We start from the raw sequence: 22,703 nt of genomic DNA on the forward strand, positions 1-22,703 counted from the left end.
TGCCGCGCCCTCTATCGATACGGCGCATCGGCTTCAAGGTTCGCGGAGATCGCCCGCTCCCACTTGTCCCCGTTAGCCAGTAGTTTCGCCTTGTCGTACAGCAGTTCTTCACGCGTTTCCGTGGCGTATTCGAAGTTCGGCCCTTCGACGATCGCATCAACCGGACAGGCTTCCTGACAGAAACCACAGTAAATGCATTTGGTCATATCGATATCGTAACGCGTGGTGCGACGACTGCCGTCTTCCCGCGGTTCGCTCTCAATCGTGATGGCCAGAGCTGGACAAGTGGCTTCACACAGTTTGCAGGCAATGCACCGCTCCTCCCCATTGGGATAACGGCGCAGCGCGTGTTCCCCACGGAAACGCGGCGACAAAGGGTTCTTCTCAAAGGGATAGTTGATCGTCACCTTGGGTTTGAAGAAGTACTTCAAAGTCAACCAATGCGCCTTCACGAACTCCCAAAGAGTGAAAGACTTTATGAGGTGAGCGACGCTCATACAGCGCCTCCATAACGAGTAAGCATCAACCAGCCAGATACGAGCACGACCCACAACAAGCTCATCGGCAGAAATACCTTCCAGCCAAGGCGCATGAGTTGATCATACCGGTAGCGCGGCACAGTTGCCTTCACCCAACTGAATATAAAAAAGAAAAACAGGATTTTGACGAGCAGCCAGACAAATCCCGGCACGACGTAAAGCGGGCCCCAGTCAAACGGGGGCAGATACCCCCCCCAGAAAAGCACCGCATTCAACGTGCACATCAGCAAAACGTTGGCATATTCGCCCAGCCAATAGAGCGCGAACGCCATCGAGCTGTATTCCGTCTGATAACCGGCAACGAGCTCGCTTTCAGCTTCGGTCAAGTCAAAAGGAGCGCGGGCAGTCTCCGCCATTCCTGAAATCAGGAATAGCACCCACATCGGGAAAAGGAGCGGGTTGGCGACAAATCCATTAATAAACCCAAGCACGGTCCCTTTTTGCGCCTGCACGATCTCGTTCATGTTGAACGACCCTGCCCAGAGCACCACACAGATCAGGATAAATCCGATTGAGACTTCATACGAAATCATTTGTGCGGCAGCCCGCATGGCGGAGAAGAAGGGGTATTTTGAGTTTGAGGCCCAGCCCGCGATGACGACCCCGTATACGCCCAGCGAACTGATTGCCAGAACATACAACAGCCCTACATTGATATCAGCGAGTATTGCGCCGGAATTGAACGGGATAACCGCCCACGCCAACAATGCGACCGTAAACGTTATGATCGGGGCAATCAGGAACAAGCCCTTGTTGGCGGCACTGGGAATAATTGTTTCCTGCAGAAACACCTTCAACCCATCGGCAAATGATTGCAACAGACCGAACGGCCCAACCACGTTTGGGCCCCTGCGTAATGCCATCGCCGCCCATATCTTGCGGTCGGCATAGATAATCATCGCCACGCCCAGCATCAGAGGCAGCGCAATCAACAAGATCCCGCAAATCGTGGCTACGAACCACGCCCATTCGTAGTTCATGCCGAGGTTCATAAAGAATTCGGTCATTCCGCAGCCTCCGCCAGTTCACCGCCATGAAGCAGCTCAGCACTGCATTGCTGCATCACCGTGCTTGCTCGGGCGATTGGGTTGGTGAGGTAGAAATCTTTGATCGGATAGGCATCGATCGTTCCCGAAACCTTGGCCGCCTTAACTTTTGGCAACGCGCCATAACCAGCCAACCCCTCCTGGCCCAGCGCAGGCATTTCCGCGATCATGGCCGATTGCAGCTGTGCGAAGTTGTCGAATCCGACCGAGACACCAAACGCATCGGCCAACGCACGCAGGATTGTCCAGTCTTCCCGCGCATCTCCTGGAGCGAATACCGCCTTTTCCGCAAATTGCACGCGGCCTTCGGTGTTGACGTACGTACCGTCTTTTTCAGCATACGAGGCGGCGGGGAGGATCACATCTGCCGCATGAGCCCCCTTGTCGCCATGATGGCCGATGTACACTTTAAGTGAATCCGCGAATGGTGTGTAGTCGACCTCGTCTGCACCAAGTGCGAGAACCACTTTAGGCTGGGCGTCAACGATATCCGCCATCCCACCTTTCTGCGCATATCCGAGCATGAGCCCGCCCATGCGCGAGGCCGAAAAGTGAAGCACGTTGAAGCCGTTCCAGTCGCCTTTGACCAGCCCAAGCGGTTCGACGAGCGAAAGGCCCGCGGAAAGCGCTCCTTTCGCGAGGGCTGCGCCGCCAAGAATGAGCGCCGGGCGTTGGGCTTGGGCAAACGCGTCCAGCACGTCCGTCGGCAACTTGGAAAGCACGGATAGATTATTGCCAAGAAATGTTGCGGGGAAGGTTGTTTCCCATTCAGGTCCGACTACGAATACCTTTGCGCCGCGCTTAACAGCCTTCCTAAGCCGTACATTGACCAGTGGGGCTTCCCAGCGGACATGACTGCCGACAATCAGGATTGCATCAGCAGTTTCGATCCCTGCAAGAGTTGAATTGAAACTGACTGCTGCAAGGCTGGACACATCGTAGTCCATCCCCGTCTGTCGTCCTTCAAGAAGATCGGAACCCATCGCCTTCAGTAACGCCTTGGCAGCATACATCGTTTCGCAGTCGAGCAAATCACCCGCAATGGCGGCAATGCTATTGCCAGGCTTGACCGCAGCGATCTTCTTAAATGCTTCTTCCCAACTTGCTGCTTGCAGTTTGCCGTTTTTGCGGATCCACACCTTATCAAGCCGTCGCCGCGTGAGGCCGTCGACCTGATAGCGAGCCTTATCGGAAATCCACTCTTCGTTCACATCGTCGTTGATGCGGGGTAATGCGCGCAGGACTTCGCGACCGCGACTATCGAGCCGTATATTTGCGCCGATCGCATCGCTCACATCGATGCTCAGCGTCTTTTTCAACTCCCAAGGGCGTGCCTCGAAAGCATAAGGACGTGAAGTCAGCGCGCCGACGGGGCAAAGATCGATGACGTTCGCGCTCATCTCATGCTTCGCTGCATGCTCAAGATACGTCGTGATTTGCATACTTTCGCCGCGATAAAGCGCACCGATTTCATCAACCCCGGCGATTTCCTCGCTGAAACGAACGCACCGTGTGCAGTGGATGCACCGGGTCATGACCGTCTTGATGAGCGGTCCCATGTACTTCTCGGTCACGGCCCGCTTGTTTTCATGATAGCGAGAACCGCCGCGACCGTAAGCCACCGACTGATCCTGCAGATCGCATTCCCCGCCCTGATCGCAAATCGGGCAATCGAGCGGGTGGTTGATAAGGAGGAACTCCATCACACCTTCGCGCGCCTTTTTGACCATCTCGCTATCGGTGCGAATTTCCTGACCTTCTGTTGCAGGCAACGCGCAAGATGCCTGCGGCTTGGGAGGGCCAGGCTTCACTTCGACCAGACACATGCGGCAATTGCCCGCAATGCTAAGCCGCTCGTGATAGCAGAAACGCGGAATCTCCTTACCGGCAAGCTCACATGCCTGCAGCACGGTGGCCCCATCGGGAACCTCGATTTCCTGTCCGTCTACGGTGACCTTAGGCATTAGTTACGCACCACTGAATTGAAGAACCAACCTGTCATGAAAGCTTCCCGCGAGCTGCATGTGCGGCGAGTGCATAGGCAAGGGCTGAACGTAAGCTGGCTTCGTCGAACGACAATTTCTGCCCTTCAAACGCACAAGGCCCGAAGTTCGGAGCCAGACGGTTTATCGCAACTCGCTCATCTTTTGTTGCAACCGGAGTTCGAAGAACTCTATCAGTCTCGACCGGAGCGATCGCAGCGAAACAACGAGCGAACTCTTCAACAATCACGTCCGCCCGATCCTCTACATCTGCTTCTATAATTCGTTTGGCCACTTCTTCTTGAGAAGGGGCAGCAGCAGGATCGTCAGCAAACCACGCCGGTGGCGAGTCCGGGAAGGTTCTAAGATACCACGCCTCAGAAAGCGAACCGCGTATTTCGCGATAACCTGACTTCAAGGCGGCGTAACCATTCACACAATGCGTCTCGCTGTTTGGGAACGTGATGAGATCTTGTATCTTGGCCGGAACTGGATTGAGCAAATAATCTTTAATTCGATCAGATCGATATGTCGCTACACAACGCCCAAAGAAACTGAGCGTTGATCGCGCGTCACGTACGTTGTTGAATTTCTCTTTGGAAAACCGTGAGCCAGTTACCGAACTCCGTTCGGATGTCGACTGGGCCTGTGCGCCAGTCGCACAAACCAGTCCTAGGATTCCCAACACAGATAGCACGGTACGAATCACTCGGCTGCCTCTGCCATGTTGCCAGCAGCCGCGATACGGCGCTCAATTTCCGGGCGAAAGTGGCGTATCAAACCTTGAATGGGCCACGCTGCTGCGTCGCCAAGTGCGCAAATTGTATGCCCTTCCACCTGTTTGGTGACCTGCTGTAGCATGTCGATTTCCTCGACAGCCGCATCTCCTGTTTCGAGGCGTTTCATCATGCGCCACATCCAGCCTGTACCCTCGCGGCAAGGCGTACACTGGCCGCAACTCTCGTGTTTGTAGAAGTGGCTTAAACGGCTGATTGCCCGAACGATATCGGTGGACTTGTCCATCACAATAACCGCTGCGGTCCCTAGGCCGGAGCCGACCTCTTTCAAGCCATCGAAATCCATCGGCGCATCCCAGATTAGATCCGCAGGGACCAACGGAACGGACGAACCGCCAGGAATCACCGCAAGCAGATTATCCTTGCCCCCACGAATCCCGCCACAATGTTTTTCGATCAATTCGCTGAAGGGGATGCTCATCGCTTCTTCAACGACGCACGGATTTTCCACGTGCCCGCTGATCTGGAAAAGCTTGGTACCCTTATTGTTTTCCCGACCGAAACTGGAGAACCACGAAGCACCACGACGCATAATAGTCGGAGCAACCGCGATCGATTCAACATTGTTCACAGTCGTCGGACAACCATACAGCCCTGCCCCCGCCGGGAATGGAGGCTTCAGTCGAGGTTGCCCTTTCTTGCCTTCAAGGCTTTCAATCATCGCGGTTTCTTCGCCGCAGATATACGCGCCCGCTCCACGATGCACGAATACGTCGAAATCGTAACCGGAACCCGCAGCGTTCGTGCCCAGAAGACCGGCATCATATGCCTCTTGAACGGCAGCAAACAGCACTTCTGCTTCGCGAATGTACTCACCGCGAATATAAATATATGCTGCGCGTGCACGCATCGCGTAACCAGCAACAAGAGCGCCTTCGATCAACTTGTGCGGATCGTGGCGAATGATTTCGCGATCCTTGCACGAGCCCGGCTCCGACTCATCAGCGTTGATGACGAGAAAGCTAGGACGTCCGTCCTTGCTTTCTTTCGGCATGAACGACCACTTCATTCCGGTTGGAAATCCGGCGCCGCCCCGACCACGCAGCCCGGATGCCTTAATCTCATCGATAATGGCATCCTGCCCCTTGGCGAGAATATCTTTGGTGTTGTCCCAATCACCACGTGCCCGCGCAGCGTCGAGGTGCCACGACTGGAAACCGTAAAGGTTGGTAAAAATGCGATCCTTATCGGCGAGCATCAGCCGAGCCCTCCATTGGCAAGGAAATAGACGGCAACCAATAGGATTACCGCAATGGCGCCAAACTTGACTACCCCCATCAGCACCTTCCAGGCGATGACGATAAGTATAAGAGCGATAACGATTGTGGCGATGCTCATGGCTCTTGCCTTTCCGAAGCCTTCGCCCCGAAAATTCCGAATCCCCCAAGCAAGAAACCAAGGATCGCCCAGACAACCCATGCCTCGCCCTGCAAAAATTTCACGACAGCTAGCGTCAGAAATATAATGCCGATGATCGGCAAGCCTTTGGCTACCGGCTTTGGCATCACCACTCCCCCCGGTAGTCGTGGTTTTCACCAACCATAGCGGTCAAAGTCGTCGGACCGCCGCTTGGCTCGCTGGTATGCCGCCCCGGCTCCTGCGTACCTTCCTTGGGTAGTTCACCCGCCGAAAGTTTATCGAGTACAGCTTCAAACCGTTCCGGGGTGAGATCTTCGTAGTTGCCATCGTTGATCTGAACCATCGGCGCGGTGGCACAATTGCCCATGCACTCGACCTCGGTGAGCGTCCACATACCGTCATCGGTAGTGTGCCCGCGCTTCATTCCACGCTTAGCGCAGACAGCGAATATATCGTCGGATCCACGCAGCATACAAGGCGTGGTACCGCACACCTGCACATGGAAACGCCCCACCGGCGCGAGGTTGTACATGGTGTAGAACGTCGCAACTTCGAGCACCCGGATCACCGGCATGTCGAGATAGGTCGCCACATATTCGATCACCGGGATTGGCAACCAACCTTGCGTGTTGGTTGCTTCCCCCACCTGCCGCTGGGCATAATCGAGCAGCGCCATAACAGCACTCTTCTGCCGCCCTGCAGGATAACGGGCGATAGCGGCCTTGGCCTTCTCTTCCCATGCAGGTGCAAATGCGAAATCACCCCATGCGGCGCGCAGTTCGGGGGTGTCGGGTGCGAGTGCGCGGTCAGCCATTTTTGGCCTTCCTGTTTTTCAAAGTGGAGGAAAATGTCAGGATAGCAAACACAGCAACCATCAACGCCAGACCAATGACGAAGCTGCCCAGATCAAGGACGCCAGTGGAATCCATGATTAAGAGGACAACGCAAAGACACAGTCCTGAGACATATGCGCTCACTTCCTTGCTCACCGATCACACTCCCCGAACACCACATCGATCGCGCCAAGAATAGCGGTCGCGTCCGGCAGCATATGGCCCTTGCTCATGAAATCCATCGCCTGAAGATGGCTGAAAGCAGTCGGCCGAATCTTGCAACGATAAGGTTTGTTGCTGCCATCGCTGACCAGATAGACGCCAAATTCGCCCTTGGGGCTTTCAGTAGCGACATAGACTTCACCCGCGGGAACGTGGAAGCCTTCGGTATATAGCTTGAAGTGATGGATCAGACTTTCCATTGAAGCCTTCATCTCACCGCGCTTCGGCGGCACGACTTTGCGATCGGTGCTGCTCACCGGGCCTTCCGGCATTTCAGCGAGACACTGGCGCATGATGCGTGCCGACTGACGCACTTCTTCAACACGGACCATAAACCGGTCGTAGCAGTCAGAATTGGTACCGACGGGGATTTCGAAATCCATTCGGTCGTAAACATCGTAAGGCTGGCTCTTGCGAATATCCCAGGGGATGCCCGCCGCACGGATCATAGGGCCGGAGAAGCCCCATGCCAGAGCGTCTTCCTTGCTCACCACTGCGATATCGACATTCCGCTGTTTGAATATGCGGTTGTCCATCACCAGGCTCATCGCGTCTTCAAACAAACGCGGAAGCCGGTTGTCGAGCCAGTCACCGATATCGGTCAGCAGTTTGAGCGGAACATCCTGATGGACGCCACCCGGACGAAACCACGCACTGTGCATGCGTGCACCGCTGGCGCGCTCGAAGAAATTGAGGCAATCCTCGCGAATTTCGAACACCCAGAGGTTCGGCGTCATCGCGCCGACATCCATCACGTGGCTGCCGATGTTGAGCATGTGGTTGCAGATGCGGGTCAGTTCCGCAAACAGCACCCGCAGATATTGTCCGCGCAGGGGAACTTCCAGATTGAGCAGTTTCTCAATCGCCAGCACATAACTGTGCTCCATCCCCAATGGCGAGCAGTAATCAAGCCGGTCAAAATATGGCAAAGCCTGCAAATAGGTCTTGTGCTCAATAAGCTTTTCGGTGCCACGATGCAGCAGGCCAACGTGCGGGTCGATCCGCTCAATAATCTCGCCATCAAGCTCCATAACCATCCGGAGCACTCCGTGCGCCGCAGGGTGCTGCGGGCCAAAGTTGATCGTATAGTTACTGATGACCTCGTCACCTGTTGTGGGTGATTGTTCGAGTTGAAGGCCGCTCATGCTGTGCAGCTCCATTTTCCTTGCGAGAATGTTGTCTCGCCCGTTGGGCCCTTCACCCGAAGGTCAGCGCCCCATTCGCTCTTTCCATTCGCACGGGAAGGCTCGTCTTCGCCGCGCAGGACGGAAACCGTAAACCCATCACCAGCCAGTATCGGGCCGGATTCTATCACTTGCAGACCGCCAGCTTCGACACCGGGCAACATGAGCTGACGTCCATCGATCACCAGCACACCTTTGCCTTTGTCGTCGGCATCGTTTTCGCTGCCCGCCACCAGCAAGGAACGCCCTTGATAGATAAAGCTGCACCCGCCAGCGACCTTGCCCAAAGCCATTGGGGCATCGCTGGCAAGTGGCATGAGTCTGGTGCTGCCCTCGCTCGCCAGAACAGGCTGCGCGTTGACTTCTGCGACGGATGACGCGCCTGCATCGTTCGCACCGAGCGAGGATACACCTGCACGGGCCGCATAATCGTCGGCGCCCTCACCCGTAGAGGCGTCGTTGCTCTTAGAGCAACCTCCAGCTGCGAGGGCCGTCAGACAAAGACAGATAGCGGTTCGCTTCATTTGTCGCCCGCCGGTTTAGGTGCAGCAGACTTGCCTGCACCAGACTTCTTTGCGGTGGGCTTTTTTTCTGCCGCCTTCTTCGGCTGGGTTGCTGGCTTCGTATCTTGCGCCGATGCCGCCCTTGGCTTGCGTGCCGGGCGATCTTCGGTGGGCTTCGGCGCGCCAGCCTCTTCTGCGCCTTTATCCTTAGCCGGCGCCGGAGCAGACTCGCTTTCTGCTGCCTTTTTGTTCGCTGCCTTCCCAGCCCCTGTTTCAGATAGCTTTTCCGTCGACTTCGGCGTGGGTGCCGCCGGAGTGTCAGCACCAGCTTTCTCATCACCCGGAAGCACGTAATTCGCGCCTTCCCACGGGCTCATAAAATCGAACTGGCGCAAATCCTGTGCGAGTTCGACAGGCTCATACACAACGCGCTTCTCGTCTTCCGAATAGCGAAGTTCGACGTAGCCGGTGAGCGGGAAATCCTTTCGGAAAGGATGCCCCTCGAAACCATAATCGGTCAAAATACGGCGCAAGTCCGGATTACCCGCAAACACAACGCCATACATGTCGAACACTTCACGTTCGAGCCACCCGGCGTTTGGCCAGAGCGTGGTGACGGTGGGGACGGGCGTCGCTTCGCTGGCCGAAACTTTGACCATCACGCGATGATTCTTCGTCACCGAGAGCAGCATGTAAACGACTTCAAACCGCTCGACACGGTCAGGAAAGTCGACCCCGGCCATTTCCATCAGTTGCTGGTATTCGTGTTCGTCACGAAGCAGGCGCAACGCGTCTTCCACGCGATCTCGCACGACAGTGAGAACAACCTCGCCATGCTGCTCTTTCGCAGTGATGAGCATGTCGCCCAACGCAGCGGCCAATGCGTCTTTGACACCTTGGTTCGAAGCAAACCGGGGAGCGGGATGAAGGACCTGAGTCATAATCAGCGCAAGCCTTACCGTTCGATCGTACCGGAGCGGCGAATTTTCCGCTGCAACTGCATTACACCATAGAGCAGCGCTTCAGCAGTCGGCGGACACCCGGGCACGTAGATATCAACCGGCACGATCCGGTCGCATCCACGCACGACCGAATAGCTGTAATGATAATATCCACCGCCGTTGGCGCAGCTCCCCATGCTGATGACGTACTTCGGTTCCGACATCTGATCGTAAACCTTGCGAAGCGCAGGGGCCATTTTGTTGCACAGCGTTCCGGCAACAATCATCACATCGCTCTGGCGCGGGCTGGCGCGGGGGGCAACGCCGAACCGCTCCATATCGTAACGCGGCATATTCACGTGAATCATTTCGACCGCACAGCAAGCGAGGCCGAACGTCATCCACCATAAGCTGCCGGTGCGCGCCCATTGAAACAGCTCTTCAGTGCTGGTGACGAGGAAGCCCTTGTCATTCACTTCAGTCTGCAACGCGTGGAAGTAATCCTGATCCGGGGTACGGAATTCACCCGGCTGCGCGGCGGCAGGAAGGCTCTGATCTACTCCCATTCCAGGGCTCCCTTCTTCCACGCATAAGCAAGGCCAATTGCCAGTTCACCCAAGAACACCATCATCGTGATCCAGCCCGGCCATCCCGTCATGTCGAGACTGACAGCCCACGGAAAAAGGAATGCTGCTTCCAGATCAAAAATGATGAACAGGATCGCGACGAGATAAAAGCGCACGTCGAACTGGCTGCGCGGATCTTCGAACGCGGGAAAACCGCATTCATATTCGCTCAACTTGTCGGAAGTCGGGTTATGTGCACCCGTCAGCCGGGCAACGCCCATCGGCAGAAACACGAACAGAGCCGAGAGTCCGAGGGCAATGGCGAGAAAAATCAGGATTGGGAGATACTGGCTGAGATCGACCACGAATGATTCCCTTTGGGGGCCTGTGAATGTGCCCGCCTCTAGGCCCCGCTCCCGATTGGTGCAAGGGTGCGGGGATGCAAAAATCCCCGCATTCGCGCCTTATTTCATCATTCCCTTGACCGCTTTCTCGGTCGCAGCCCCATATGGAGGCTTGAATCCACCCAACTTTGCGATGTCGATCTTAGGCTGGGTGTAAATGCTGCGGGCGTGACTGAACTCGCGGAAGCCTTCGACTCCATGATATGAACCTATACCCGATGGCCCCACCCCGCCAAACGGCAGATCATCCATCGAGACATGGAAAATCACATCGTTTACCGTGACCCCGCCGGAAATCGTGCGGGTGAGCACCTTTTCACGCTCAGCTTCATCGTCACCGAAATAATACAGCCCCAGCGGACGATCATGTGCATTGACGTAATCGATTGCCTCATCGATGTGTTTGTAGGTTTTCACAGGAAGAACCGGGCCGAAGATTTCCTCCTGCATCGCTTTCATGTCATCCGTTACATTCCGCAGAATGGTCAGCGGCATTTTGCGCGTGTTCGTCGCGGAAAAGTCCTCGCCAGCGGGATTGACTTCGATTACCTCAGCACCCTTGGCCTTCGCATCTGCTACCAATCCCTGCAGGCGTTCGAAATGACGGTCGCTGACAACGGAAGCGTAGTCTTCGTTGTCGCGCAACGTCGGGTACATGGTGTGCACACCGAGCTGTACCGCAGCCACCGCGCCGTCCTCCGTTTCTTCCGGAACATACATATAATCCGGCGCAAGACAGATCTGCCCCGCATTCATCATCTTCCCTAGCGCGATCCGTTCCCCTGCCTTTGCAATATCCGCGTTACGGCCCAGGAATACGGGCGATTTGCCACCCAATTCCAACGTCACCGGGACAAGGTTCCGCGCTGCGGCCTCCATCACCTTGCGCCCTGTCGCAGTCGATCCGGTGAAAACAAGGTGATCGAACGGGAGCGAAGAGAATGCATGGGCCACTTCGGGGCCACCGGTCACCACAACGCATTCCGCCGGGTCAAAATATCTGGCGACCAGTTCCTCCATCAGAGCGGAGGTTCGCTCAGTGAACTCGCTCGGCTTGATCATGGCCCGATTGCCAGCAGCGAACGCCTGCATGAGTGGATTGAAAGACAAGTTTACCGGAAAATTCCAAGGCGCAAGGATACCGATCACGCCCTTTGGTTCATAGCGAACCTCCGCCTTCGCTCCCAGCAGCCCGAGCGGGAATTGCACTTTGCGCTTTTCAGGCTGAGACCATTTAGACAGATTTTTCAGACAATATTTGCCGAAACCGATGGTTCCGGCGATATCGGTAATCATCGATTGCATCGGGCTGCGATTGCCAAAATCGACATTCATTGCCCGGCACAGCGCGTCACCATTTTCCTTGAGCAAGGCGATCGCACGCTGGATCCGGTCTTTACGGGCGGACAACGGCTCGGGCCGCGCAGACGTAAATGCCGTTCGCTGCTGCAACAGCATCGCTTCGAGTTCTGTTTTGCGATCATCAGCCATCGTCACTCTCCTAGAGCAGTTATGCGTTTTGCTTTGCCACTGATGTCGGCCATAAAGCGTCGCTTGGCAAGCATAGCTGTTCGTTTGATTGCGTTTGCCGAAGTGCAGCACTAGATCGCAGTCGAACGCAAATCATTTCAGAAAATTGAAAGGTTCGTCAGATGGCCACTTTCTCCGCAAACGACCCCGTTGTCGTCGTTTCTTATGCGCGCACCCCGATGGGCGGAATGCAGGGCGCTCTGGCAGATGTTGCTGCCACAGACCTTGGTGCGACGGCCGTGAAAGCGGCAGTGGAGCGTGCGGGCGTTGCGGGCGACGATATCGAGCGAATCTATATGGGCTGCGTTCTCCCGGCAGGTCTGGGGCAGGCGCCAGCACGTCAGGCCGCTTTGAAGGCCGGGTTGCCAAAGTCGGTTCAGGCAACCACCGTCAACAAAGTATGCGGCAGTGGGATGCAGACCGTGATTATGGCAAGTGAAGCCCTTGCTTCCGGGACCATGGATATTGCAGTTGCCGGAGGTATGGAGAGCATGACAAATGCACCATACCTTCTGAAGAAACACCGTTCAGGCGCTCGCATCGGCCATGACGTTGCGTATGACCATATGTTCCTTGATGGCCTGGAAGACGCATACGATGTTGGCCGTGCAATGGGCACCTTCGCTCAGGATACTGCGGACGAATATCAGCTAACCCGCGATACTCAGGATGATTACGCAGTGGAGTCGCTTCGTCGCGCGAACGAAGCAATCACTTCGGGCGCTTTCGCTGACGAAATCGCCCCGGTCACATTCACCACTCGCAAGGGTGAAGTCACTGTCGATACCGACGAACAGCCGCCGAAGGGCAATCCCGACAAAATTCGTCAGCTTCGTCCCGCATTTGCCAAAGATGGCACGATCACCGCAGCCACATCCAGCTCGATCAGCGATGGCGCGGCTGCTGTCGTGCTCACCCGCGACAGCGTTGCAAAATCCAAAGGCCTGTCTCCGGTCGCAACAGTAGTCGCCATGGCGGCACATGCTCAGGAACCAAAGGATTTCACAGTCGCTCCTGTCGGTGCAATCAACAAAGTGCTGAAAAAAGCAGGCTGGTCAATCGACGAAGTCGACCTGTTCGAAGTGAACGAAGCATTTGCCTGTGTCGCGATGTTCGCGATGCACGATCTTGGCATCCCGCATGACAAAATCAACGTTCATGGTGGCGCTACCGCACTCGGCCACCCGATCGGCGCAAGCGGAACCCGCATTCTCGTAACATTGTTGAATGCACTCAAACAGAAAGGACTCAAGCGCGGTGTGGCCAGCCTCTGCATCGGCGGCGGCGAAGCAACCGCGATTGCAGTTGAGCTCGTTTAGGTAACTGAATTTGGAGTCGGTGCAGTTACGCCGTCTGGCAAAGCTGCACCGGCCTTTCACGATGCGATGCGGGCTGTCACTCTGCACCCCACAGTCGATTTTTCTCTATCCAGGCTTTTCGCCCCGAGACATCGAACTGGCACCAGCCATCGTCGCACTTCCCCAATTTGCCGCTGACCCCTGGCTCTGCCCGCCACATAAGCCGTGATCGTCCATCGTTCGATTCACGCATATCAGCCAGCCCTTTCCCGACAACTATGGCAGCGCGGTCAGGGGAGAGGAGGCTTGCGATAACCCAGCCTTCGTCACCATCAGGATCGCGAACGTATCGCCAGCCCTCGTGCACCCGCACCACCTTTAAAGGCAAGCCAGCACGTTTGTAAGTCCATCTGACCGGATACGCACGTCCGGGCCCTGCACGCATATTCAAAACCTCGGCTCTGATCGAAGCCCAGTACGGAACCTCCCTCTCCTGAGCCTGTGTATGGACGGGCAGGAGCATGGTTAAACATGCGAGCGCGGTAATCGCCCGGAATACAATCGAAGTCAGACGCATCATCGCCTATTACTGCCATCCGGTCGTAACTATCAAGCTCAGGCAGTTCACCTTCGCTTGACCATCCCGCCCTCCACAACGTAGCGCTGCAAGGCAATGAGCGAGTCAACACCAACACCGCGTACCGGCAAGCCGAAGATCGTCGTAACCCGACAACTGATGCCGATGATCGAAGCCCGCATGTCCGAGCTATTCGATGCACAATTCAATCATGACGACCGGCCATTGTCTCGCGAAGAACTGACGATTGCGATGCAGAAATCGGACGTTATCGTTCCCACCGTTACCGACCGGATCGACGCCGACCTGATTCGACAAGCAGGACCGAACCTGGGCCTGATTGCCAGCTTCGGCGCAGGGGTCGATCATATCGACCTTGCCGCTGCGCGAGCGGCGCGGATCATTGTTACCAATACGCCTGGTGTCTTTACCGACGACACGGCCGATCTCGCCGTAATGCTGATCATTGGCGTCCCAAGGCGCGTCCGCGAAGGCATTGCCTTGGTGCGCCGTTCCGAATGGACAGGTTGGGCACCATCGGCTTTGCTGGGATGGCAGCTCGGCGGCAAATCGCTGGGCATCGTGGGTATGGGGCGCATCGGACAGGCTGTGGCGCATCGCGCTCGTGCCTTCGGGCTCAACATCCTGTACCATAATCGCCATCGTCTTCCGCAAGCCGTAGAGAACATGCACGGCGCGACTTATGTCGAAGACCTCGACGACCTGATCGTGCGTAGCGACATTCTGACGTTGCACTGCCCATCCACCAAAGATTCACGCCATCTTATCGATGCGAGACGCATTTCTCTGATGAAGTCGACAGCGTGCCTGATCAACACGGCGCGAGGCGATCTCGTAGATCAGGATGCATTGATCGCAGCGCTCGACGCCGGCTCGTTGGTTGGCGCGGGTCTCGACGTCTATCCCGACGAGCCGCAAGTGGATCGCCGGCTAATTGATCACCCTAACGTGATGACCCTGCCCCATATCGGCAGCGCAACCCGCGAAGGCCGAGAGGCATCCGGCGAGAAGGTTATCGCAAATATCCAGTTCTGGGCCGATGGCCACCGCCCTCCCGATCAGGTACTCGAAGGGTTAGTGTAGCTCACCTTACTGCCGTAGGCCAAGTCGAGTTTCCGCCAGGTCAGAGCGATATCCGACGTCTTATTTCAGACAGCATGACTGCCGGGCGTATGGCGCGACACATGGCAAAGCAGGCTAACCCGCCTCTCTTCCCACATCAATCGTCAGAAACTCATTCTGAATGTGGCACGGGCCGCCCAGATCAGTCCCCTGTCAGAATACGATCCACCAATTGCTTCACCGTAGGAGTGAAGTTGTTGGAATAGAACGGATCCTGCTTAAAGCGATACGCCGCATGGCCGGCGAACATCAGGTTTTCATCTACTGGTCCACCGTGTGCGATATCCTGCAACGTTTTCTGGATGCAGAAGCTGCGGGGATCGGCAAGCCGTCCGGTGGTATAGTCATCATGGTCCTTCCATGACGAAAACCCACAGTGAGAGAGGCATCCCATGCAGGCCGCCTGATCTTCGCGGATCTGCGCGCGGCTTTCCGGCGTCACGAAAACAACGGTGTCGTCCGGGGTCTTCAGCGCTTCGGTATATCCTTCGGCAACCCAGCCTCGTGCACGTTCGCGGTCTTTCGGAACGACCCAGAAGTTTTTGCCCTTAACCCCCACGTCGAGCTGAACCGTATGTTCGCCAGCCTCTACCCTTGAATAAGGGATCTGGCGCTCCGAACGATGTATCAGGTCATACAGGAACGGGTTCTTGACGGCCGATGAGTAGAACCCCGTCGGACTGAACTTATGTAACAACACGTCGCCCGGCTCGATCTCGCGCAGGCGGTCTTTCCACCCTTGAGGGATCGGGCTCTCTTCGGTCAGCAGCGGTCGCGTGCCGAACTGGAACGCGATCGGACCGAGTTCCGGGTTATCGATCCAGTCGTTCCATTCTCTCAGAAACCAGACCCCACCTGCCATGACGATAGGCACAGTGTCGCTAACGCCTTCCTTTCGCATCGTCTCGCGCAATGCAGCGACACGCGGATAAGGATCTTCGGGCTTGGTTGGATCTTCGGCATTCGACAGTCCATTGTGACCGCCGGCAAGCCACGGATCTTCGTAAACCACAGCAGCCATCAGGTCGGCCACTTTGTGATAACTACGCTTCCACAAAGCGCGAAATGCCCGCGCGGAGGAGATAATCGGCAGATAGTGCACATTAAAGCGCTCTGCGATTTCAGCCAGCTTATAGGGCATACCTGCACCGCAAGTTACGCCAGTGACCATGCCCCGGGTCTGTTCCAACACACCTTCGAGAACTTCCTGCGCGCCACCCATTTCCCACAGGACGTTGATATTGATCGCGCCTTTGCCCCCGGCGATCTCGTGCGCGCGCTTCACCTGCTCGACCGCACCATCGATCGCGTACTGGATCAGTTGCTGGTGCCGTTCCTTACGCGTCAGCGCATCGTACACTTGTGGTACGATCTTACCTTCGGCGTCGTAACTATCGGCGTTCACCGCACTAATGGTGCCAATCCCGCCCGCAGCGGCCCACGCGCCGGAACTGGCATGGTTCGTCGCTGCAACCCCCTTGCCCCCTTCGATCAACGGCCACACTTCGCGACCGCCGTAAAGGATAGACTTCAACCCCTTGAATGACATTACGAGACTTCTTTCATTTAACGTTTTTTTTCAGCTTGCGAGCCCGCACCGCGGTCCATGTTGCAAGCCTTTATTTCATGTGGTTGCGGCCTGTTAGCCGTTCGCTTGAACTGTGCATAGTACCCCGCAAGCTCTGGTGCATCTTTGAACGAATCTAGCTTGAACCCAACGCGTTCAAATTCGCAACTCAGCAACAGGGGATCAATGCCGTGTTGCCCGCTTGGGCGGTCGATATCGACCACGATGACCAACCCGTCAGGCTTTAACGCAGGCCACAGTCTCCAGAGAAACGCATATGGCTCCTCCACTTCGTGAAACATATGGACCATGAAAATGCGGTCGAAACTACGATCCGGCAAGCGGGGATCATCGGGAGTTCCCAGTTTGACCGAAACATTGTCCAGCCTGTCCCGCTCGATGCGCTGCCCCAATCTCTCCAACGCGGCCCTATCGATATCTTCCGCGAGAACGCGGCCTTTTAGGCCGACTTTCTCTGCCAGTCGAACGGTATAATACCCTTCACCGGCACCGATATCAGCCACCGTCATCCCCGGTTTTATTTCTGCCAGATCCATGACCCGCTGTGCCTCACCGACGCTATCGCGTTGATTTTCAGTGGTGAACGGGCTGCCCGCCATTCCCGAAACCGGGCGATTTGCTCGCGGGAAATCGCGCGCGGTTACAGCACGGTCGGCATCGGGATCAGCGCGCTCACAACCGGTCACCAAGCTGGCAACCGCCAATAAGCAAACAGCGATTCCGCGCGCGGAGATCATTCGTCGTCTGCCACCTCTACCACTTCACCGGTAACCCGTTGAGCCAGTGCAGCCGATATAAAAGGATCGATGGCCCCGTCCAGCACGTCGTCGGGCGATGTCGAAACGACGCCGGTCCGCAAATCTTTTACCTGTTGATATGGTTGCAGAACATAGCTGCGGATCTGATGCCCCCAACCGATATCGCTTTTGCTCTGGTGCTCTGCGCTGGCAGCTTCTTCACGCTTCCGCATTTCTTCTTCGAACAAACGCGCCTTGAGCATGTTCATCGCAATATCGCGGTTCTTGTGCTGACTACGGTCCACCTGACTGGCCACGACAATGCCGCTGGGCTGGTGGGTGATGCGGACGGCGGAATCGGTGGTGTTAACATGCTGCCCACCGGCACCACTTGCGCGATATGTATCGATCTTGAGGTCGGCGGGGTTGATATCGATATCGATATCGTCGTCGATCACCGGATAGACCCATACCGAACTGAAAGACGTGTGCCGCCGCGCCGAACTGTCGTAAGGGCTAATCCGAACGAGGCGGTGGACCCCGCTCTCCGTTTTGGCATAGCCATAGGCGTTTTCGCCTTTCAGCAGCAGCGTGGCAGACTTGATACCCGCAGTTTCGCCGGCCTGATATTCGACCGTTTCGACCTTGAAGCCTTTGCGTTCTGCCCAGCGCGCATACATACGCAGCAACATCTCGGCCCAATCCTGGCTTTCCGTGCCGCCCGCTCCCGCGTGGATTTCCAGATAGGTATCGTTGCCATCGGCCTCCCCTGACAGGAGTGCCTGAACCTTGTCGGCATCGGCGCGATTGGCGAGCCGTTCAAGACTGGCAAGCCCATCTGCCACGACATCGTCTTCGCCTTCCAATTCGCCCATCTCGACGAATTCGATCGCATCGGCCATTTCCCGTGAAATTTCGTTCACCGTGCCAATGGCGGTTTCAAGCTGCTTCTGCTCACGACCAATTGCCTGAGCCTCTTTGGGATTGTCCCACAGCGTCGGGTCTTGCACGCGCGCATTCAACTCATCGAGACGGCGCAGAGCGCGCTCCCAATCGAGTGATTGGCGCACCAGCGCCAGCGCAGCTTCTATACGATCGATATAGGCCTGCCCCTCGGCACGCATATTGCAGTTCTCCAAACACGAATTGCCGCCCGACTAAACCTTCCGGGCGGCAGAGGAAAGAGCGGTGTGCGAGTCTCGCACGCCTGTCGGCAGTGGTCAGTGACGCTTGTGAGCAAGCTTTTTAACAGCGGCCAGCGTCAAGGAAACATGTTCCTTATAACTCAGATCGGAATGGACCATCACGATCTTGCCCGACCGATCGATAACATAACTCGTACGGTCGGTTAACCCGGTGTCTTTGCCATCACGCACAAGCCGCACGTCATATGCATCGACAATCGCGGGCGTAGCTGACGCAACGGCGAACTTGTCGCGACATGCTTCGGTGGAAAATCGTTTGAGCGTCGCAATATCGTCGTTCGAGATACCAACGACCGTTGCCCCCAGTTTCGCAAATTCAGGTGTCGCCTCGGCAAAAGCGTGTGCCTCAAGCGTGCATCCCTGTGTGAAGGCTTTCGGATAGAAATAGAGCACCACCGGCCCTTTGGCGAGTGCAGCGCGCAGGTTGAACCCGAACTCCTTTCCGGCCAGCGCCCCCTTTGTGGCAAACATAGGCGCTTTAGCGCCGACCGGCAGTTCAGCCGCTGCCGGGGCAGTGCCAAATACAATCGCCGCGATCGCGGTGCAGACATACCTTTTCATTCTCAGCGATCCTTTCTCAGAACGCTCAGCGTTTCGCGACAGGAAACTAGCGGCCGCGTCAATAAAGACCGCCCTGCTCCTCCACGAAACTGCCTTGATTTTTATTCTCGTCTTTCCGCGCATTGGAGGCTGCGTCACTCTGCGCCTGACGCCCCTTGCGGATCAGTTCAAGGATCTGGTTACGCTTGGCCGCAATTTCATCCTGTCGTGTAGCGCGGGGCGGCTCGGTATTGGGTTTAAACGCCTCCCAGATGATCGAGGCCTTCGGATCGTCCGTCGGCCAGCCATCGAACACGCGCTTGCCACTCTGACGGTCGATGCGGACCATGCGGATACCGGCCGGAGCGATAAAGGGTTCGTCCGTCCATCGTTCACGTGTCGCCTTCACGAAATCGATCATCATTGGCGCAGCAGTGTTACCGCCCTGAACCCAGCCCCCCATGTTACGCGGCTTATCGAAACCGAGATACATACCCGCGATGATATCCGGGCTACCGCCCACGAACCATGCGTTGGTGGGGCCTGAGGTCGTCCCCGTCTTGCCGAACAGCGGAAGATCGAGAGCGCGCAAACGGACAGCAGTGCCGCGTTGTACAACTCCTTCCAGCATATGGATAACCTGATAAGCCGTGCGGGGATCAAGCACTTGTTTACCGCCATCTGCGATGCGCGGCATCGGCTTCCCATCCCATTGCGGCATATTGCATCCGGTGCAGTCGCGCCGGTCAGCGCGCCAGATCACCTTACCCCGCCGATCCTGCACAAAATCGATGACCGTGGGATTATGCTGTCGACCGAAATTGGCCAGCGCCGTGTAAGCGTTGACCATTTTCAGCACCGTCGTATCCCCTGCCCCCAGCGCAAAGGCGGGATAGGGTTTATAATCCCCGATACCCATGCGTTTGATAGTGCCGACTACATTGGGCATCCCTGCATCCATCGCGATATGCACAGTCATCAGGTTACGGCTTTGCTCCAGCCCCCAGCGCATCGTATGAATACCGCCGCCGCCTCCGCCAAAGTTGCGGAAGCATTTTTCACCTAGGGCAGCCCCCTGATAGAAGCAGAACGTCTGGTCCGGCACCTGTGTGGCCGGTGTCATCCCGTTATCGAGGCCGGTGGCATAGACAAATGGCTTGATGGTCGAACCCGGCTGGCGAAGCGCCTGTGTCGCACGATTGAAATTGGACAACCGGGAATCGAACCCGCCCTGCATGGCAAGCACACGCCCAGTGTGGGGCTGAGCAGCGACGAACCCGCCCGACACTTCAGGCACGGTACGCACCGCATAGCCATTACCAGAGGGAGCCACCGCTATAACATCGCCTGCCTTCAGCCCATTGGGCATGCCAGAAAGAGGACCGGTACTGCCGTCCGAAAAGCCGATCGTGCCACGCGATCCGGCACGTTCTGTAACGACACCGATCCGCCAATCTTTGTAAGAAATACCAAGCGGCGAAGATGCCAGCTGCGATTGCCAGTCGCCCTTCGACAAATCGATCGTGGCAAATGGCTCTTTCCATCCACGACCTGAGTTATAACGGAAGATCCCGTTCCGAAGCGCATCGCGAGCCGCCTTTTGTAATTCAGGATCGAGCGAGGTGCGCACCCACAGGCCGCCAGCATAGACGCTGTTCTTACCGTCTTCCGCAGTTTCCCCGAACTTCCCAATCAACTGCCGCCGCACTTCTTCCAGAAAATAACCTGCGTCGACTGAGTTGAGGCTGGTGCGAGAGGCCTGGAGCCCCAGCGGCTTGGCTTCGGCTGCACTCGCTTGCTGCTGTGTAATGAAGCCGTTTGTCACCATCTGCTTGAGCACGAAATTACGGCGGGCAACTGCCATATCCTCGTACTTCTTTCGCCCGTAGCGCTCGGGAGCCTTTGGCAGAATGGCGAGAAATGCCATTTCGTTGAGATCGAGCTGACCAACGTCCTTATTAAAGTATGCACGCGCCGCCGCCTGAACGCCGAAGCTGCGGCGGCCCAAAGGAATTTCGTTGAGATACAGCGACAGGATTTGCTGCTTAGTCAAAGCACTTTCGATTCGGCGAGCGAGGATCATCTCCTTCAGCTTGCGCGTGACCGAATACTCGTCTCCCAACAGAATGTTTTTGGCGACCTGCTGGGTAATCGTCGAACCACCCACCGCACGCTCGCCCGATCCATATTTCGCGGCATAGTCAATCACCGCACCCAACGTGCCAGTGATATCCACCCCGCCGTGCGTGAAGAACGTCTTGTCCTCCGCAGCCAGAAATGCCTCAATCAGTTTGGGCGGAAAATCCTGATACTGAAGCTGGACACGATGCTCGCGCGCATAAGAATGAACTATCTGGCCATCGATCCCGCGCACGACGGTCGGCAGTGGAGGTTCGTATTCGAGCAGAGTTTCCGCGCCAGGCAGATCCCGTGTTAACACAATCCACAAAGCGACGAATGAAAGCGCACCCACGCCGATTGCGATCATCAGCCAACGAAAAAACCACCGCGCGCGCCAGTTTCGCATAAACCATGCAGCGACGCCACGCGCGTCGCGCCGGATTCGATAACGAATGTGTTCGAGGGGCGATGTGTCGACCATGAGCGGGGCTTATTAGCACGCGTTTCCGGCTGCGCCAGAACCAATGGCTATCCATCCCCCGACTGACGCGCAAAATAGATGCGGATCGCCCTCGCCATAACCTTGGCAAAGGCAGCCCTACCCTGCGGCGATGTCAATGCTTCTGCTTCCTGGGGATTTGTCACGAACCCGGCTTCATACAGCACCGATGGTAAATCGGGCGCTCTCAGAACAGCGAGTTCCGCCGAACGAAGCGGTTGCGAATGAAATTTCAGCCTATCCTTTCCTTCCCTGAGAATGAGGCCGGCAAATACATTGCTGTCTTCCTGCGTTTTGCGCTGCGACAGTTGCACCAGAATGGCGTTGATCATGTCGCTTCGGCCATCCAGCGCTACGCCGTTAATGACGTCTGCGCTATTTTCACGGTCTGCGAAGCGTGATGCCGCTTCGCTCGACGCCGTGTTTGACAAAGTGTAAATACTCGCGCCTGAAACGCCATCGGCATCGCCTGCGCTATCGGCATGAATCGAGAGAAACAGATCGGCGCCTAGCGCCCGCGCGATGCCAAACCGCTCGGCAAGCACGAGGTATCGATCGTCGCTTCTGGTCAAAGCGACACGAATGCCCCCTTCCTTTACGATCTCGTCCCGCAAGGCTTTTGCAAGTCCGAGAGTTAGATTTTTTTCCTCAATCCCGTTGCCACTTGCCCCCGGATCATGCCCGCCATGCCCCGCGTCGATTACGATAAGGGGGCGGGATTTATCTTTTGGGCCAAGAACCTGCGGCAGATCAGCTGGCTCCCCAGCGGGAGGCAATGTGATCCTGATGACATAGCCGCGCCCCAGCGCAGGCATGGGCAATGTCAAACCAAGAGCAAACAAAGCGCCCATCAAAACGACGGGTGCAAGAAAGATCAACCATAGCTGCGCGCGCAAGGACATTGCGCGCTAGGTAGGGCCAACGATTGATGAAGCGCAATATGGTTGCTCCGTTAATCTCTCAATGCTAGCAATATTCGCGATCGGGTTCCTGACCATGGCGAAGCGGCATCGTATGTTTCGATGCAAGCACTTGCGACAGGCGATCCGGGCCTTTCAATCGGGCACCGCCCGGTTTCATAAACAGGTT

The 22,703-nt window shown here is 56.5% G+C and carries 24 protein-coding genes; 2 read left to right on the plus strand and 22 right to left on the minus strand.

Annotation, left to right across the window (positions count from 1 at the left end):
* Positions 1-11: 11 nt before the first annotated feature.
* The 15 genes from nuoI to D6858_RS11640 all read right to left on the minus strand — a co-directional run bounded on the left by nuoI (position 12) and on the right by D6858_RS11640 (position 11,867).
* Complete coding sequence (nuoI, locus tag D6858_RS11590; protein ID WP_120110441.1) at positions 12-497, minus strand: NADH-quinone oxidoreductase subunit NuoI; 486 nt, start codon at positions 495-497, stop codon at positions 12-14.
* A complete protein-coding gene (nuoH, locus tag D6858_RS11595; RefSeq protein WP_120110444.1) occupies positions 494-1,546 on the minus strand; it encodes an NADH-quinone oxidoreductase subunit NuoH in 1,053 nt (350 codons plus the stop codon). The genes nuoI and nuoH overlap by 4 nt, the downstream gene beginning before the upstream one ends.
* On the minus strand, positions 1,543-3,549 hold the full coding sequence (nuoG, locus tag D6858_RS11600) for an NADH-quinone oxidoreductase subunit NuoG (protein WP_120110447.1): 2,007 nt from the start codon (positions 3,547-3,549) through the stop codon (positions 1,543-1,545). The genes nuoH and nuoG overlap by 4 nt, the downstream gene beginning before the upstream one ends.
* Positions 3,550-3,583: 34 nt before the next feature.
* Positions 3,584-4,276, minus strand: coding sequence for a hypothetical protein (locus tag D6858_RS15645; RefSeq protein WP_133305287.1), 693 nt, complete (start codon positions 4,274-4,276; stop codon positions 3,584-3,586).
* Positions 4,273-5,562 carry an NADH-quinone oxidoreductase subunit NuoF gene (nuoF, locus tag D6858_RS11605; RefSeq protein WP_120110451.1) on the minus strand — a complete coding sequence of 430 codons (1,290 nt, stop codon included), beginning with the start codon at positions 5,560-5,562 and terminating at the stop codon, positions 4,273-4,275. Before nuoF ends, D6858_RS15645 begins: the two co-directional genes overlap by 4 nt.
* Positions 5,562-5,702, minus strand: coding sequence for a hypothetical protein (locus tag D6858_RS15875; protein WP_165859698.1), 141 nt, complete (start codon positions 5,700-5,702; stop codon positions 5,562-5,564). The genes nuoF and D6858_RS15875 overlap by 1 nt, the downstream gene beginning before the upstream one ends.
* Positions 5,699-5,869, minus strand: coding sequence for a hypothetical protein (locus D6858_RS15880; RefSeq protein WP_165859699.1), 171 nt, complete (start codon positions 5,867-5,869; stop codon positions 5,699-5,701). The genes D6858_RS15875 and D6858_RS15880 overlap by 4 nt, the downstream gene beginning before the upstream one ends.
* On the minus strand, positions 5,869-6,537 hold the full coding sequence (locus tag D6858_RS11610) for a complex I 24 kDa subunit family protein (RefSeq protein WP_120110454.1): 669 nt from the start codon (positions 6,535-6,537) through the stop codon (positions 5,869-5,871). The genes D6858_RS15880 and D6858_RS11610 overlap by 1 nt, the downstream gene beginning before the upstream one ends.
* The gene (locus D6858_RS15650) at positions 6,530-6,712 is read right to left on the minus strand and encodes a hypothetical protein (RefSeq protein WP_133305288.1); all 183 of its coding nucleotides are present in this window, start codon (positions 6,710-6,712) and stop codon (positions 6,530-6,532) included. The genes D6858_RS11610 and D6858_RS15650 overlap by 8 nt, the downstream gene beginning before the upstream one ends.
* Positions 6,709-7,923 carry an NADH-quinone oxidoreductase subunit D gene (locus D6858_RS11615; protein ID WP_102153984.1) on the minus strand — a complete coding sequence of 405 codons (1,215 nt, stop codon included), beginning with the start codon at positions 7,921-7,923 and terminating at the stop codon, positions 6,709-6,711. Before D6858_RS11615 ends, D6858_RS15650 begins: the two co-directional genes overlap by 4 nt.
* Positions 7,920-8,486, minus strand: a complete 567-nt coding sequence (locus tag D6858_RS11620) for a hypothetical protein (RefSeq protein ID WP_120110458.1) — start codon at positions 8,484-8,486, stop codon at positions 7,920-7,922. The genes D6858_RS11615 and D6858_RS11620 overlap by 4 nt, the downstream gene beginning before the upstream one ends.
* Complete coding sequence (locus tag D6858_RS11625) at positions 8,483-9,406, minus strand: NADH-quinone oxidoreductase subunit C (RefSeq protein WP_120110461.1); 924 nt, start codon at positions 9,404-9,406, stop codon at positions 8,483-8,485. Before D6858_RS11625 ends, D6858_RS11620 begins: the two co-directional genes overlap by 4 nt.
* A gap of 14 nt (positions 9,407-9,420) precedes the next feature.
* Positions 9,421-9,972, minus strand: coding sequence for a NuoB/complex I 20 kDa subunit family protein (locus D6858_RS11630; RefSeq protein ID WP_120110465.1), 552 nt, complete (start codon positions 9,970-9,972; stop codon positions 9,421-9,423).
* Complete coding sequence (locus D6858_RS11635) at positions 9,963-10,337, minus strand: NADH-quinone oxidoreductase subunit A (protein WP_120110467.1); 375 nt, start codon at positions 10,335-10,337, stop codon at positions 9,963-9,965. The genes D6858_RS11630 and D6858_RS11635 overlap by 10 nt, the downstream gene beginning before the upstream one ends.
* A 99-nt stretch (positions 10,338-10,436) precedes the next feature.
* On the minus strand, positions 10,437-11,867 hold the full coding sequence (locus tag D6858_RS11640; protein WP_120110470.1) for a coniferyl aldehyde dehydrogenase: 1,431 nt from the start codon (positions 11,865-11,867) through the stop codon (positions 10,437-10,439).
* Between the two features lie 161 nt (positions 11,868-12,028).
* Between D6858_RS11640 and D6858_RS11645 the strand changes: the two genes are divergently transcribed.
* Complete coding sequence (locus tag D6858_RS11645; protein WP_120110474.1) at positions 12,029-13,225, plus strand: acetyl-CoA C-acyltransferase; 1,197 nt, start codon at positions 12,029-12,031, stop codon at positions 13,223-13,225.
* Between the two features lie 76 nt (positions 13,226-13,301).
* On the opposite strand, the gene D6858_RS11650 is transcribed toward D6858_RS11645, so the two are convergent.
* On the minus strand, positions 13,302-13,784 hold the full coding sequence (locus D6858_RS11650) for an SH3 domain-containing protein (RefSeq protein ID WP_338067302.1): 483 nt from the start codon (positions 13,782-13,784) through the stop codon (positions 13,302-13,304).
* 93 nt (positions 13,785-13,877) lie between these two features.
* Between D6858_RS11650 and D6858_RS11655 the strand changes: the two genes are divergently transcribed.
* A complete protein-coding gene (locus D6858_RS11655; RefSeq protein ID WP_120110478.1) occupies positions 13,878-14,885 on the plus strand; it encodes a 2-hydroxyacid dehydrogenase in 1,008 nt (335 codons plus the stop codon).
* Between the two features lie 181 nt (positions 14,886-15,066).
* Here the strand turns inward: D6858_RS11655 and D6858_RS11660 are convergent, their stop codons facing one another.
* From D6858_RS11660 to D6858_RS11685, 6 genes are all read right to left on the minus strand, one after another.
* Positions 15,067-16,473, minus strand: a complete 1,407-nt coding sequence (locus tag D6858_RS11660) for an NAD(P)H-dependent flavin oxidoreductase (protein WP_120110482.1) — start codon at positions 16,471-16,473, stop codon at positions 15,067-15,069.
* A gap of 17 nt (positions 16,474-16,490) precedes the next feature.
* Entirely contained in the window at positions 16,491-17,249 is a 759-nt protein-coding gene (locus D6858_RS11665) for a class I SAM-dependent methyltransferase (RefSeq protein ID WP_120110485.1), read from the minus strand.
* Positions 17,246-18,373 (minus strand): peptide chain release factor 2, encoded by a 1,128-nt coding sequence (gene prfB / locus D6858_RS11670; RefSeq protein ID WP_120110488.1) that lies wholly within the window; start codon positions 18,371-18,373, stop codon positions 17,246-17,248. Before prfB ends, D6858_RS11665 begins: the two co-directional genes overlap by 4 nt.
* Positions 18,374-18,469: 96 nt before the next feature.
* Entirely contained in the window at positions 18,470-19,015 is a 546-nt protein-coding gene (locus D6858_RS11675; protein WP_120110491.1) for a peroxiredoxin, read from the minus strand.
* Positions 19,016-19,073: 58 nt separating this feature from the next.
* Positions 19,074-21,596 (minus strand): penicillin-binding protein 1A, encoded by a 2,523-nt coding sequence (locus tag D6858_RS11680; protein ID WP_120110494.1) that lies wholly within the window; start codon positions 21,594-21,596, stop codon positions 19,074-19,076.
* 47 nt (positions 21,597-21,643) lie between these two features.
* Complete coding sequence (locus tag D6858_RS11685; protein ID WP_338067305.1) at positions 21,644-22,429, minus strand: N-acetylmuramoyl-L-alanine amidase family protein; 786 nt, start codon at positions 22,427-22,429, stop codon at positions 21,644-21,646.
* Between the last annotated feature and the right edge of the window lie 274 nt (positions 22,430-22,703).

This window comes from Tsuneonella suprasediminis, from assembly GCF_003605755.1.
GTDB classification, from domain to species: Bacteria; Pseudomonadota; Alphaproteobacteria; order Sphingomonadales; family Sphingomonadaceae; genus Tsuneonella; species Tsuneonella suprasediminis.